General features: G+C 60.0%; 12 protein-coding genes. 9 read left to right on the plus strand and 3 right to left on the minus strand.

The window, feature by feature from the left end; genetic code table 11:
* Window positions 1-532, minus strand: a 532-nt coding sequence (locus AC07UX_RS20815; RefSeq protein ID WP_495193874.1) for a hypothetical protein, incomplete at its 3' end; no start/stop codon positions are given.
* 47 nt (window positions 533-579) lie between these two features.
* On the opposite strand from AC07UX_RS20815, the gene AC07UX_RS20820 reads away from it, so the two are divergent.
* Window positions 580-1,239 (plus strand): hypothetical protein, encoded by a 660-nt coding sequence (locus AC07UX_RS20820; RefSeq protein ID WP_495193875.1) that lies wholly within the window; start codon window positions 580-582, stop codon window positions 1,237-1,239.
* 805 nt (window positions 1,240-2,044) lie between these two features.
* On the opposite strand, the gene AC07UX_RS20825 is transcribed toward AC07UX_RS20820, so the two are convergent.
* Window positions 2,045-2,617: a hypothetical protein gene (locus AC07UX_RS20825; protein WP_495193876.1), complete on the minus strand. Its 573-nt coding sequence runs from the start codon at window positions 2,615-2,617 to the stop codon at window positions 2,045-2,047.
* Between the two features lie 69 nt (window positions 2,618-2,686).
* Between AC07UX_RS20825 and AC07UX_RS20830 the strand changes: the two genes are divergently transcribed.
* The 6 genes from AC07UX_RS20830 (at window position 2,687) to AC07UX_RS20855 (ending at window position 12,142) form a co-directional block, all read left to right on the plus strand.
* Entirely contained in the window at window positions 2,687-4,555 is a 1,869-nt protein-coding gene (locus AC07UX_RS20830) for a type I restriction-modification system subunit M (RefSeq protein ID WP_495193877.1), read from the plus strand.
* Entirely contained in the window at window positions 4,552-6,468 is a 1,917-nt protein-coding gene (locus tag AC07UX_RS20835; protein WP_495193878.1) for a restriction endonuclease subunit S, read from the plus strand. The genes AC07UX_RS20830 and AC07UX_RS20835 overlap by 4 nt, the downstream gene beginning before the upstream one ends.
* Window positions 6,465-7,400 carry a GIY-YIG nuclease family protein gene (locus AC07UX_RS20840; protein ID WP_495193879.1) on the plus strand — a complete coding sequence of 312 codons (936 nt, stop codon included), beginning with the start codon at window positions 6,465-6,467 and terminating at the stop codon, window positions 7,398-7,400. The genes AC07UX_RS20835 and AC07UX_RS20840 overlap by 4 nt, the downstream gene beginning before the upstream one ends.
* Window positions 7,397-7,930: a hypothetical protein gene (locus AC07UX_RS20845; protein WP_495193880.1), complete on the plus strand. Its 534-nt coding sequence runs from the start codon at window positions 7,397-7,399 to the stop codon at window positions 7,928-7,930. Before AC07UX_RS20840 ends, AC07UX_RS20845 begins: the two co-directional genes overlap by 4 nt.
* Window positions 7,931-8,025: 95 nt before the next feature.
* Window positions 8,026-9,015 (plus strand): DUF4268 domain-containing protein, encoded by a 990-nt coding sequence (locus tag AC07UX_RS20850; RefSeq protein ID WP_495193881.1) that lies wholly within the window; start codon window positions 8,026-8,028, stop codon window positions 9,013-9,015.
* Between the two features lie 4 nt (window positions 9,016-9,019).
* Complete coding sequence (locus AC07UX_RS20855; protein ID WP_495193882.1) at window positions 9,020-12,142, plus strand: type I restriction endonuclease subunit R; 3,123 nt, start codon at window positions 9,020-9,022, stop codon at window positions 12,140-12,142.
* A gap of 467 nt (window positions 12,143-12,609) precedes the next feature.
* Here the strand turns inward: AC07UX_RS20855 and AC07UX_RS20860 are convergent, their stop codons facing one another.
* Window positions 12,610-12,816: a hypothetical protein gene (locus tag AC07UX_RS20860; protein ID WP_495193883.1), complete on the minus strand. Its 207-nt coding sequence runs from the start codon at window positions 12,814-12,816 to the stop codon at window positions 12,610-12,612.
* Window positions 12,817-12,918: 102 nt separating this feature from the next.
* Here AC07UX_RS20860 and AC07UX_RS20865 point away from each other — a divergent pair, with 102 nt between their 5' ends.
* Both AC07UX_RS20865 and AC07UX_RS20870 read left to right on the plus strand, forming a co-directional pair.
* Complete coding sequence (locus tag AC07UX_RS20865; RefSeq protein ID WP_495193884.1) at window positions 12,919-13,200, plus strand: hypothetical protein; 282 nt, start codon at window positions 12,919-12,921, stop codon at window positions 13,198-13,200.
* A 46-nt stretch (window positions 13,201-13,246) separates the two neighbouring features.
* Window positions 13,247-13,432 (plus strand): hypothetical protein, encoded by a 186-nt coding sequence (locus AC07UX_RS20870; RefSeq protein ID WP_495193885.1) that lies wholly within the window; start codon window positions 13,247-13,249, stop codon window positions 13,430-13,432.
* Window positions 13,433-13,698: the final 266 nt, after the last annotated feature.

Genomic DNA, 13,698 nt, shown 5'->3' on the forward strand with positions numbered 1-13,698 from the left:
CGAACGGATCGGTGTCCGCCTTTATTATTCGATCGCGCCAAGTTGGCTTCCAGCCCGCCCTGATCGCCTTTTGCATCTCCGTCCATTTTTCGGGATCAATCGCTACACTGGCGGCCTCAATACCAGCCGATGTTTCGATTCGACCCAATCGTATTGCTTCCCAGTCGGCCTTGTTTTCCGGCAGGGAATCATTGGGGTCGAAGATTTCCACCATGCGCTTCACTTCCGAGCGGCTAACTTCCTTTCCGCGCTCGGATGTCCACCCGCGCTGAGTGAGATACTTCACCAGTTTGGCGATCGGTGGCCGCCCTCGATGATCCTCCGTTCTGAGATGGACGATGTAAGAGGCTGCGTCGAGGAACCAGCCCATTTGCCGCATCCGACCATTCCTACCGGCGCTATCCCGGCTCGCTACCTGACCATCATAGCGCTCCTGCTCAGTCAGTTCGTGCTTCGGCCTTCGTCCCATATTCCACCAAATGTTCGCACCCCAGCGCCATCCGCCGACCTCAACTAAAACTGTGAGCGTCAACGAGGTGCGCACCCCTTGGCAAGTAACTGAACCAAGGGAGTTTCCCAATGAAGATCATCAATATCGACCCCATCGTCAACATGGTCCTGAATCCCCTCACGCACGAAGATGCCGCTGTGGCAGGCTTCCGGGTCATGCACCAACACGCCACGGAGTATGGCGGTATCGAAAACATGCTCAGCCGATCGCAAACCTTGCTGAGCCGGATCGCGCGCCTCGACAAACAGGTTGCGGCTCTCAAGGAGGAACTCGACGATGCCAAGCGAGCGCTGGTGGTCGCAGTGAAGTCCAACAAGGCTAATGCCGCTGAGCAGGCGCTCAGGACGGAACGCGAGGTGAAAGATCGCATCACGAAAGCCGTCGAGGCAATGATTAACGGAACGGCGTCCCGCATCGAAGCCAGCCCGCAGCCGGGAAATGAGTTGTCCACCACGAAGCCCACGCGCAAAGTCGCCGCGAGCGCATCATTCCGCTCCCGCAACCGGGTAGTCGCAAGGAAACGGCGAGGTGCTGACACTGAGGCGATGGTCCTCGGTCTACTGACAAACCAGTGGAAGTGCATCAGCACCTTGCACGGTCAGGCGCTGCGTGGCGGGTTCCGGGGCAGCGAGGGCACCGTTCGCTTTGCGGCTGATCGGGTAGCTGATGCAGGCAATGCCGAGCAGGGCCATGACAGCGAGGGCCGCATCGCCTATCGTCGCGTCTAAATATGATGAGCGCCTCGGGGTTAGCGAAATGGCTCCGAGGCGTCTCACCCAAAATCAATTAATGCGCTCAGCACGGTGGCATGATAAATAAGAATGAACATTTCGCAGGGCGGTCGGCAACGGCCAAAAGAGTGGCCCGCTCACACACTGCCCCGGATTTGGCCCGCTCCCTCACCGAAAGCGACAAGGCCGCCTGACGGGAGTTGAAGAACGATCGGATCACAGCCCGATCGCCGGTTGATGCGGACAACGGTCGTCGCGGGGTGCGAAGTCAAACACAGCCCCAGCACAAGACGGGGAGCCATGTCGTTAGCTGACAACTCCCCGGATTGAGCAGGCGCGGAGCAATGGCGTGCGCGGCTCAATCGCTTATCCTTACCGATATAACCGTCGAAGGTGATCCCCGAAGTCAGCACTCGCTCTGCCGGGGAGCGCACATTGATAGGCGCTGGCGCATGCAGGGTCCGGGCGACCACCTGCTGGGGATAGAACCCCGAAGCCGCGACGCATAGTTTCATACATCCGCAGGTTGATGAACCACCTATTCCCCGCATCTGGGCAGCATCGCTCTCATTGAGCGTGGCATCGCATTGATGTCCTTTGTGTAAGTCTGCTCAGGTGCGGGGGGGATAGAGATGTTTCCCAAGCCGAGGTTGATGATCGAGAATGAGTTGATGCCCGTATTGCTTGCCGGAAAAGCCAGAAGATTGGCATCGGCGCGATAGCGCTGATGCCAACGAACTGGCAGTCGAGCGCAAGGCGCTCGGCTTTGAAATGCATGGACATCGCACTCAAGTAATAGCCATCAGTCACCAAGCCGGATCATCGGCAGAGCTAACAGGCGGACAGCCATACTGATGGCGAAAGTCGCATCACGGCGCAGGTGTTCTTCACCGGACATCCGCTCATCAATGACCCGGCGCGACGGGTTGGACGGGTCATCGATCAGGCGATGATGCGACAACGGGTTCCGCATCTCTATCAGGCGTTCGAGGTCGTCCGCATCGCGCTGGCTGATCATGTCGCGCGCACGGCACCGCTTGAGCGTCTTCCTGAAATCGATCTTCGGCGGGATCGGTTCACTGTCGAGACCCATGGTCAGCATCGCCGCCAGCATCTGCTCAGCCAGTGCCTGCGACAGCAGCACGGTCGCGACAAAGTTCCCATGCACATAGCTGCTGCGCGCCTCAACCCATGCCGCATAGGCGATCTCGCCACCGGGAATCATTGAGCGCCGTGATCCGATCGCGCTCACTGTGTCCTCAAGCTGGCGGAACCGACTGACCTTCCCGTGCAGATCATCGTGCATCTCGGCCAGCAGCAGGCGTGCGAAGTCGAGGTCGCTGAGGTCAGAAAGCAGGTCTGGCTGCTCGGCCATATGTGTTCGTCCGCTTTGCGTTGAGAGGAAACCGGTATCGTATATCTTGCTGTCTTCCCCGTAGCATAAATGCTAAACTGCCCCGGACACCGGGGGTATTTCGTGAATCATCAAGCACTTGCATCTTTCATCTGGTCTGTGGCAGACCTGCTGAGAGGGGACTACAAGCAATCCGAATATGGCCGGGTGATCCTGCCGTTCACAGTGCTGCGCCGTCTCGATTGCGTGCTTGAACCCACCAAGGCTGCGGTCCTCACTGAGCTTGAGGCCAAGACCGCGCTGGGGCTGAATCCCGAGCCCTTCCTCCTTCGCACCGCGAAGCAGGGCTTCTACAACACCGATCCGCTCGACCTCAGCAAGCTGATCGGCGATCAGGACAACATCCGCGCCAACCTCGTCCGCTATGTCGAGGGCTTCTCCCCCGCCGTGCGCGACATCTTCGAGCAGTTCGAGTTCCACGCCCAGATCGATCGGCTCGCAAAGACCGGGCTGCTCTATCAGGTCATTGAACGCTTTGCTCGCATCGACCTCCACCCAGACAGGGTGGACAACGCCGCAATGGGGCTCGCCTTCGAGGAGTTGATCCGCAAGTTCGCTGAAATCTCGAACGAAACAGCCGGTGAACACTTCACCCCGCGTGAGGTAATTCGCCTCATGGTCAACCTGCTGTTTGTTGAGGACGACGACGCACTTACCAAGCCGGGGATAGTCCGCACCATCTATGATCCGACAGCGGGCACGGGCGGTATGCTGTCGATCGCGGGCGAGTATCTCACTGAGCACAATCCGCAGGGGCACCTGACCATGTTCGGTCAGGAATTGAACCCGGAATCCTACGCGATCTGCAAGGCCGACATGCTTATCAAGGGGCAGGCCATTGAGAACATCGCCCCCGGCAACACCCTGTCCGATGACGGGCATCCGGGGCGCACTTTCGATTACATGCTGTCGAATCCGCCGTTTGGCGTCGAGTGGAAGAAGGTCGAGAAGCAGGTTCGCGCCGAGCATGAGCAGAAGGGCTATGATGGTCGCTTCGGCCCCGGTCTGCCGCGCGTGTCGGACGGATCGCTGCTGTTCCTGATGCACCTGTTGTCGAAGATGCGTCCGCTCAATGAGGGAGGCTGTCGATTTGGGATTGTCTTGAACGGTTCCCCCCTATTCACGGGCGGCGCGGGCAGCGGCGAGAGCGAAATCCGTCGCTATGTGCTGGAGAACGACCTTGTTGAGGCGATCGTCGCGCTGCCGACCGACATGTTCTACAATACCGGTATCTCGACCTATGTCTGGATCATCAGCAACCGGAAACCGGACGCACGGCGGGGCAAGGTCCAGTTGATCGATGCCTCCTCAATGTGGCGCAAGATGCGCAAATCCTTGGGCTCAAAGCGCAAGGAGATGTCCGACGAGCATATCGACACCGTGACCAAGCTGTTCGGCGGTTTCACTGAGGCGCGGCTTGCCACCAGCTTCGATACCGAGGGCAAGGAAGTCGGTCGCACGGTGGTGATCGCAGGCGAGCCGGAACCCTCAGCGCCCAAAGGCGGCAAGGTGAAGCTCGCGCCGCTGTCGCGCATCTTCCCGAACAGTGCTTTCGGCTATCGCACCATTACCGTCGAGCGCCCTCAGCGGGACAAGGCGGGCAAGGTCGTCGTGGGTCAGCGCGGCAAGGCCAAGGGCAAGCCGCAGGCGGACACCTCTTTGCGGGACACCGAGAATGTCCCCCTCAGTGAAGAGATCGAGACCTACTTCGCGCGGGAAGTGCTGCCGCACGCCGATGATGCGTGGATCGACACCGACAAGACCAAGGTCGGCTATGAAATCCCGTTCACTCGGCACTTTTATGTGTTCGAGCCGCCCCGTCCACTCGCCGAGATCGACGCTGATCTTGAGGCCGTGAGTGACCGGATCAAGGGCATGTTGGAAGGGCTGGCTGCGTGACTTTCCCCGCCTACCCTTCTTATCAGACCAGCGGCGTCGAGTGGCTGGGTGAGGTGCCCAGCCATTGGCAGGTGCGTAGGCTTGGAGGCGTGTTCACTGAGCGCCGAGAGAAAGTCAGCGACACCGAGTTTCCTGCGCTCTCGGTGACAAAGCAGGGGATCGTTCCTCAGCTTGAGACTGCGGCGAAGACTGACGACAACGATAACCGCAAGGGCGTGCGTGCGGGCGATTTTGTTATCAACAGCCGCTCCGATCGCAAGGGCTCATCGGGGCTTTCCCAACTCGATGGATCGGTGTCGCTGATCAACACCGTCATCACACCCGACGCCCTCCTTGATTCAACCTTCGTCCACTTCCTTTTGCGCAGCGTCGCCTTTCAGGAGGAGTTTTACCGGTATGGAAAGGGGATCGTCGCTGATCTGTGGAGCACCAACTATTCGGAGATGAAGAACATCCTTCTGGCCTTCCCCGATAGGCCGGAACAAGCCGCCATCGCCGCGTTCCTTGATCGCGAAACCGTCAAGATCGACGCGCTCATTGAGGAGCAGCGGCGCTTGATCGTGCTGCTGAAAGAGAAGCGGCAAGCCGTCATTTCCCACGCCGTCACCAAGGGCCTCGATCCGCACGCGCCAATGAAAGGCAGCGGCATCGAATGGCTAGGCGAGGTGCCCGTCCATTGGGATATCAACCGGCTAAAGCAGATTGTGCCGAGCGTCACAGTAGGAATCGTTGTCGAACCTTCGAAGCACTATGTCGAAGCGGGCATACCTGCTCTTCGCTCATTGAATGTTCGGCCCGGTCGGATCGAAACTGCCAATCTGATTTATATTAGCGAGGAAGGTCACGAGTTTCACCGTAAGTCGCGTTTGAACGCAGGCGACATCGTGGCTGTGCGCACTGGTCAGCCGGGGACTGCGGCAATCGTCCCTCCTGAGTTGAATGGCTGTAACTGCATCGACCTCATCGTCATTAGGAATGGCGAGCGCTTTTCCGAACAGTTTCTGTGTTGGTATCTTCAGGCTGAAACTGCTCTGCGCCAGTTTGCTGAGGGCTCAGGTGGAGCGATCCAGCTACACTTTAACATAGGAACAGCCGTTAATCTGGTCGTCCCCCTACCGCCGTTAGCTGAACAGAAGGAAATCGCAGCGGCGCTGACAATCAAAATCGCCGAAATCGACGGCGTGATTGCCACAGCCGATCAAGCAGTAGGCTTGCTCACCGAAAGGCGTGCCGCTCTAATCTCCGCAGCCGTCACCGGCAAGATCGATGTGCGCGGCTCAGCGACAGTGCTGCCCTTTCCAGTTAACCGTGCTCGGGCGCGCGGGCTGGTCGCCACCGAGATTATTGAGCGATCAGCGGGTCAGGCGACCTTTGGCCGCGTGAAGTTCCAGAAGATCGCCTTCCTTGCTGAGGGGTATGTCGGCATCAGCGAGCTTGCGGGCTCCTACACGCGCGAAGCCGCTGGCCCACTCGACCGCGCGTTGATCGACGAAATGGAAAGCGGCGCAAGCAGCATCGCGGGCATCGTTGTCGATCAGCAAGGCGGCACCGGCACCACGGTCAGCTATCGCCTCGCGCAGCAGCGCGGCACGCATCGCCAAGAGCTTGCCGATTGGCTCGGTGCGGATCGCACAGCCAAGCTCGACAAGCTGATCGCGGATTTCGCGCCCCTCACGACGAAGCAGGCGGAAGCCGTGGCGACGCTCTATGGCGTGTGGAACGACGCGCTCAGTGAGGGGAACTCACCCACCGACGATGAGATCATCACCGGCTTCCTCAATAACTGGCACCCGGAAAAACGGGAGAAGTTTCGCTCCAGCGAGCTTCCCGAATGGCTGGGCTGGATGCGTCGCCACGACATCGTGCCCACCGGCTCCGGCCCCAAGACCACGACCGGGAGGCTGTTCGTATGAGCCCAGCGGTCGGTCGTTCCTTGGAGCTTTATTACATCGACGGTCGGCCCGATGGCATGGTCACCGCTGAGTTGTTCAACTGGACGGGGCATGTGCTGATGTTTCCGCGCACCCAGTTGACCGCCGCGCTGGCGCGAGGGGAATCGAGCTATGCGGGCATATACCTGCTACTCGGCGACCAGAACGGCGAACCGTTCGCCTATATCGGTGAAGGCGAGGACATCGGCGCGCGCATCCGTCAGCATGATGTGCGCAAGGAATGGTGGACCAGCGCGGTGCTGGTCACCGCCTCAGCCAACAAGCTCAACAAGGCGCATGTCCGCTACCTCGAAGCGCGCCTGATCAGCTACGCCAAGGCGATCGGGCATACCCTGCTCGACAACCTGACCGCGCCGGTGCTGCCGATCCTCAGTGAAGCAGACATCGCGAAGATGGAGGCGTTCCTCGAAAACCTCCTGATCGTGCTCCCCGCCGTGCGAGTCGATATGTTCATCCAGCGCGCTCGGTCGGCGCGGCCTGCGACATCAGCCACGCCGGTGCGGACGATCGCCGATCCGCAGGAAGTCGGCGTAGGCGGCACCCGGTTCGTGATGGAATCGCGCAAGCATGGCCTGCGCGCCTCAGCGGTGCTCACTGACGGCGAGTTTGTCGTGGAAGCGGGATCGATGGGCAGGCTCGAATGGACTGGCCTCGACCACCATACCTACGCCTCGCTCTATGCGGAACTTCGCCGGTCGGGCGTTCTCACTCAGCAGGGCGCGCACTGCGTGTTCACGCAGGACTATGCCTTCCGTAGCCCCAGCGCCGCCGCGGCGGTGGTGAACGGCAGGGCATCGAACGGCCAGATAGACTGGCGCACCGTTGAGGGTGGGCTGACCTACAAAGACTGGGAAGCGCGTCAGGTCGCCGCCCCGGAGGGAGATGCGGCGTGAGCCTCAATATCGATAAGCAACTTGCCTCGATCCCGGCAGCGAATGCGGATAGCCGATCGCAGATGCGCTCAAATGCAGAGCGCTGGCTTGTCAGCGGGGCGGTTGATCAGCGCGAGGCGGCTCAGCGCATGATCGATGCCTTGGATCAGCAAGAACAGACTGAGCATGAAGCACTGATCGGTGAACTCAGTGGGCTCGATACTGCTGAGCGCGTGATCCGCGCTTTCACCGTCAAGCCTATGACAGAGACTGAGGCCAAGCTGGTTCAGGTGCTGATCGACAACCCCGGCTCTACCTCAACTGCGCTGACACAGGCGCTCGGTTGGAACGCGCAAAGCTGGCACATGCACTTTGGCACCATGTGCGCAGATCGCGCGATCTATCTTTGGCCCGCACCGAACGCCGATCATCGCAATGGCAAGTTCTATTCGGGCATCCTCGCCGATCTGAAGGAACCGGAGAACCTGTTCACCATGAAGCCGGATGTGGAGGCAGCATTCGATCGTCTCGGGCTTCGGAAGCGCGCCTGATGCCCGTCTACGAGGTCAATGAGGGGAAGCTGACCGCTGCAAACCCGACGCGCTTCTATGTCGAAGGACTGCGCGAGCGTCAGGACATCCAGCGCATGTTGCGCGACCAGATCGCGGTGCTGGGTGAAGACCTGCTGGTCCTGTCCGACGAATATGGCGGGTGGATTGACAGCAACCGGCGCATAGACCTGCTCTGCCTCGATGCTGAGGCCAACCTCGTGGTGGTCGAACTCAAGCGCGATGATGCGGGCCACATGGAGCTACAGGCGATTCGCTACGCGGCGATGATCGCGCGCATGACCTTCGCTGAGGCGGTCGATGCCCACACGCAATATCTGCGGCGATGCGGCCAGAGCGGCGAAGATGCCGAGGCCAAGCTGTTCGCCTACCTTAACTGGCAGGAGGCCGAGCAGGAGGAGTTTGGCGGCAGCGTCCGCATTATCCTCGCCTCAGCGGCGTTCAGCAAGGAACTGACGACGACGGTGCTGTGGCTCCGTGAGCAGGGCCTCGACATCAGTTGCATCCGGCTGAGCCCATACAAGCTGGGCGACGGACGATTGCTGCTGGATGTGCAGCCGATCATCCCCCTGCCCGAAGCGACGCAGTTCCAGACGCAGATCGGACTCAAGCGACAGGCTGAGCAGAAGGCGAAGGTCGAGCGCCACGAGGTCCGATACGAGTTCTGGCAGGGTCTGCTCACGCTCGCGGCTGAAAAGACACCGCTGCATGCGGGACGCAGCCCATCAAAGGACAACTGGATTTCCGCCTCAGCGGGGGCGGCGGGTTTCACCTTCGTCTACACGATCCGCCAGCGCGATTCTCAGGTCCATCTGTGGATCGACGACAATCAGGCGTTCTTCCTCAAGCTCGAAGCGGATCGCGCCCTCATTGAGGGTGAGTTCGGCGGCGATCTGATCTGGAAACGCGAAGAGGGCCAGCGCGGCACATTGATCGGCGCGCTGGTCGAGGGCGGCTATCGTTCCGATCGCGAGGATTGGCCCAATGTGCAGCGGGCTCTCGTCGATGCGATGCTGCGACTTGAGCGATTGCTGAAGCCGCGCCTCAATCAGTTGAAGCAGGGGTGAGGCGTTGAGCATCCACAAGGAAATCCGTTTCGAAGACGAAATCTGCGCACACCTCGCTGAGCATGGCTGGCTCTACGAATCCGGTAGCGCCGCGCTTTACGACCGTAAGCGGGCACTATTCTCGCCCGATCTGGTCGCATGGGTGCAGGATACGCAGCCGAATGTCTGGGACACACTGAGCCGCATTCACGGAGCGGGCGCTGAGGCGGCGCTGCTCGACCGCGTGCGCAAGCAGATCGACGATCGCGGCACGCTGGATGTCATTCGACATGGCGTCGAGATGGTCGGCGTGCGGAGTATGATCTCGCTCGCCCAGTTTAAGCCCGCGATGGGCATGAACCCCGACATCATCGCCGCCTATCAGGCGAACCGGCTGAGAATCGTGCGGCAGCTTCGCTACTCAATGGCGAACGAGAACTGTTTCGATCTGGCGCTGTTCCTCAATGGCGTGCCCGTCGCGACCGCTGAGTTGAAGACCGACTTCACCCAGTCGATCACTGACGCCATCGACCAGTATCGATTCGACCGTTTGCCCCGACCGAAGGGCGGGAATGCTGAGCCGCTGCTGACCTTCCCCAGTGGGGCGCTCGTCCACTTCGCTGTGAGCAACAGCGAAGTGCAGATGACCACCAAGCTTGCAGGGCCAACCACCCGCTTCCTGCCCTTCAACAAAGGTGACGAGGGCGGCGCGGGCAATCCTCTCAATGAGCATGGGCACCGCACCGCCTATCTCTGGGAAGAAGTCTGGGAGCGGGAAAGCTGGCTGGAGATCATTGGCCGCTATATGGTCGCTCAGCGCGATACCAAGCGGGCGATCAGCGGGATCATTTTTCCCCGCTACCATCAGCTTGACGCCACCCGGAAGCTGCGCGCAGCCGTTCGCCAAGAGGGCGCGGGCGGCAAATATCTGATCCAGCACTCAGCGGGCAGCGGCAAAACCAACTCGATCGCATGGGCGGCGCACTTCCTCGCCGACCTCCATAATGACGCCGACGACAAGCTGTTCTCCACCGTGATCGTCGTGTCGGATCGCAATGTCATTGACGCCCAGCTTCAGGACGCGCTGTTCGGGTTCGAACGGACCACGGGCGTGGTCGCGACGATCCGCAGTGAGGGCGGTGCCAAGAGCGGGCAGCTTGCCGAGGCGCTGGCTCAGGGCAAGAAGATCATCGTCTGCACTATCCAGACCTTTCCCTTCGCGCTTGAGGCCGTCCGCGATCTCGCCGCGACGCAGGGCAAGCGGTTTGCGGTCATCGCCGATGAGGCGCATAGCTCGCAGACCGGCGAGGCGGCGAAGAAGCTCAAGCAGCTTCTCTCCCCCGAGGAAATCGCTGAGCTTCAGGATGGTGGGGAGGCCAGTGCCGAGGATATCCTGACCGCACAGATGGCGGCGCGCGCGGGCGACAGCGGCGTCACCTATGTGGCGTTCACGGCTACCCCGAAAGGCAAGACGCTCGAACTGTTTGGGCGCAAACCAGAACCCGATCAGCCATCCGGCCCCGGCAATTTGCCGTCAGCCTTCCATGTCTACTCAATGAGACAGGCGATCGAGGAAGGCTTCATCCTCGATGTGCTCAAAAATTACACCCCCTATCGCCTTGCCTTCCGGCTCGCCAATGACGGGCAGGAATGGGATGATAGGGAGGTCGAGCGCAGCACGGCGCTCAAAGGCATCATGCGCTGGGTGCGCCTGCACCCCTACAATATCGCGCAGAAGGTTCAGATCGTCGTCGAGCACTTCCGCGAGAATGTGCAGCCGCTGCTCGATGGCAAGGCCAAGGCGATGGTGGTGCTCGGGAGCCGCGTCGAAGCCGTCCGCTGGAAGATGGCGATCGACGCTTACATCAAATCGCAGGGTTACGGTCTCGGCACATTGGTCGCCTTCTCTGGCGAAGTGAACGACCCTGATTCCAGCCAAGAGCCGCTCACTGAGGGCAGCGCCGCGCTCAATCCGGGGCTGAAGGGGCGGGATATCCGTGACGCGTTCGCGGGCGCGGATTTTCACCTTCTGCTGGTCGCCAACAAGTTTCAGACCGGGTTCGATCAGCCGCTGCTGTGCGGCATGTATGTCGATCGGCGGCTCGCGGGCATTCAGGCGGTGCAGACGCTTTCGCGCCTCAACCGCGCGCATCCGGGCAAGGACACCACCTATGTCCTCGACTTCGTGAACTCGTCAGAAGAAGTCCTTACTGCCTTTCGCACCTACTATGACACCGCCGAGCTTGAGGGCGTCACTGATCCGAACCTCGTTCTCGACCTGAAGGGCAAGCTGGATGCCAGCGGCCATTATGATGAGTATGAGGTCGAGCGCGTCGCTACGGTCGAGATGAACCCCCGCGCCAAGCAGGGTGATCTCATTGCTGCCATTGAGCCGGTCGCTGACAGGCTGCTCAAGCGCTATAAGGCCGCGCAGGAGCGCCTGCGTAATGCCCGCGAGCGTGATGATGACGATGGCGCATCAGACGCTCAGGATGAGGTCAACGCGCTGGTCCTGTTCAAGAACGATATGGCCGCATACCAGCGCGCCTACAGCTTTCTGTCGCAGATATTCGATTACGCCAGCAGCGCGATAGAGAAGCGCTTCCTGTTCTATAAGCGCCTGACCCCGCTATTAGAGTTTGGTCGTGAGCGCGAAGGTGTGGACCTGTCCAAAGTCGTGCTGACCCACCACAACCTCAAGAACGAAGGGCAGCGCCGCCTTGATGTGTTGGGGCGCGATGAAAGCAAGTTGAGGCCGATGACGGAAGTCGGCTCAGGCTCTGTGCAGGACAAAGAGAAGGCGCTGCTTGCGGAGATCATTGAGCGCGTGAATGACCTGTTCGGCGCTGACACGACCGATGGCGACCAACTGAGCTATGTCACCACCCTGCGCGACAAGATGCTCGAATCTGATGCGCTGGTGACGCAGGCCGCAAACAACACCGAGGCTCAGTTCGCCAACTCGCCCACGCTCAAGGACGAGTTGATGAACGCGATTATCGAGGCGTTCGAGGCGCATTCCTCACTGAGTAAGCAGGCTCTCGATTCGCAGAAGGTGCGCGATGGTCTGAAAGAGGTGCTACTCGGCCCCGCCCAGCTTTACGGGGCGCTCCGCGCACGGGCCGGTGAGGAGCGGGCTCAAGCGTAAGGCTGATGTCGATCTGCATGCCTTCCACTGCCTCTCGTATCATCTGATCAAGATCGCCGGGGTCTTCAGCATCCGCGGGCAGTGGGTCCATCATGTGGATGGGCTCCTTCTGACGCCCCCAATAGCCCCAACCTGTGTCCACGCTGAGTCCGCTCTCATTGAACTCGGCGCTGATACCGGCACAGTTGAGAACATAACCAAGCGGCGCGATGTTGCGAGCCAACCGCCACAATGCGCCACGCAATGAGTGCTCATGCTCGCCGGTGATCGGCTCGCGGTCAGTGAGCATCAGGCGGACGAAATAACCAGCGAACACACGCTGCTTGCCGGTTTCCACGATACCCATAGTAAACCGAAGGATCGATGTGCCGTTAGCGCCCCGCACATCGCAGTCATCTGACTGCCTTACTTCATAATGTCGCCAAGCCATTCGCATCTCCTAAACCCTACTATTTAGGCAGCGCAGACTAACGCTCTTGTGACTTCGCGGCTTCTTGTTCGCGGCGATCGAGGGCATCCTCAATGAGTTCGCGCACAAAGTCACCCTGTCGGGCCTCGCCGCGCAGCTTATCGATGCGTGTCTTCGTCCCTGCTCGCGCACGGAAATGGATCGCTTCATCGAAGAGTTTTGGCTTCGTCACCCTTCGAGAGATAGCGGTATCGGTTTCTTTCATCCAGCCCTGCGTTGTCCGTTTTCATTGACGGGATAACCGGTATCGCTTATGAATAAGCGGTATCGGTTAAGAGTTCAAGCTGGGACATGAGTGATGCCGTCGATGGAGTTTTTCACCGCACCACAGATCATCGTCCGTGAGACCGCCGCGACCTACGATCTCCTCGGCTCATTGCAGGCGATCTCAGTGGGGGACGGCGAAGACTCGATCGGGCTCGGCTATTGGCTGCGTCAGCAGGATATGCGCATCACCGTCACGACCCAGCGCTACAACACCGCAGGCGAAATGTTTGGTGGGTCTCCCGAAAGCCACATCCTCATGGACGCGATCGTGGAGTTTTCCAGCGTGGAGCACGCAAACCGCTTTGTCGCGCACTGGTCGTAAGTCTCAGTGGCGCAGGTGAATTGGAAAGCTTGTTCAGGAGGAAGCTATGCGTGCCAACATTCGCGACGGTCGCGGCAACCTTATCGGCTACACCGAAGAATTTCAGGGAAATGTGAAGCTACGCGATCATCGCGGTAACCTGCTGGGCTCATACAATACCGCCGAGAACAAGACTCGCGACGCCAAGGGCCATTTGGTTGGCACCGGCAAGCAGCTTATGCGCCTGCTGTAATGCCCGAATATATTTGCAATCGGATCGGTCAGCCGATTGGCTATTTCACGCAGCAAGGGCGGCACATCACGCATCTCTGGTCGATTGGCGGAGAGCGACTCGGGCAGTATGATCTCAACTCAAACATCACGCAGGATACCTCGGGCCGTTGGGTCGGTCAGGGTAACCTTCTGCTGACCTTGCTTAGGCTTTGATCCGCGCGGTCGATCCGCAATGAGGCGCGGAACAGCGGCCTCATGCCTTTTGTCCTAAATATCAGCATGCAC

Source organism: Sphingobium sp. GW821-FHT02B05 (genome assembly GCF_059421905.1).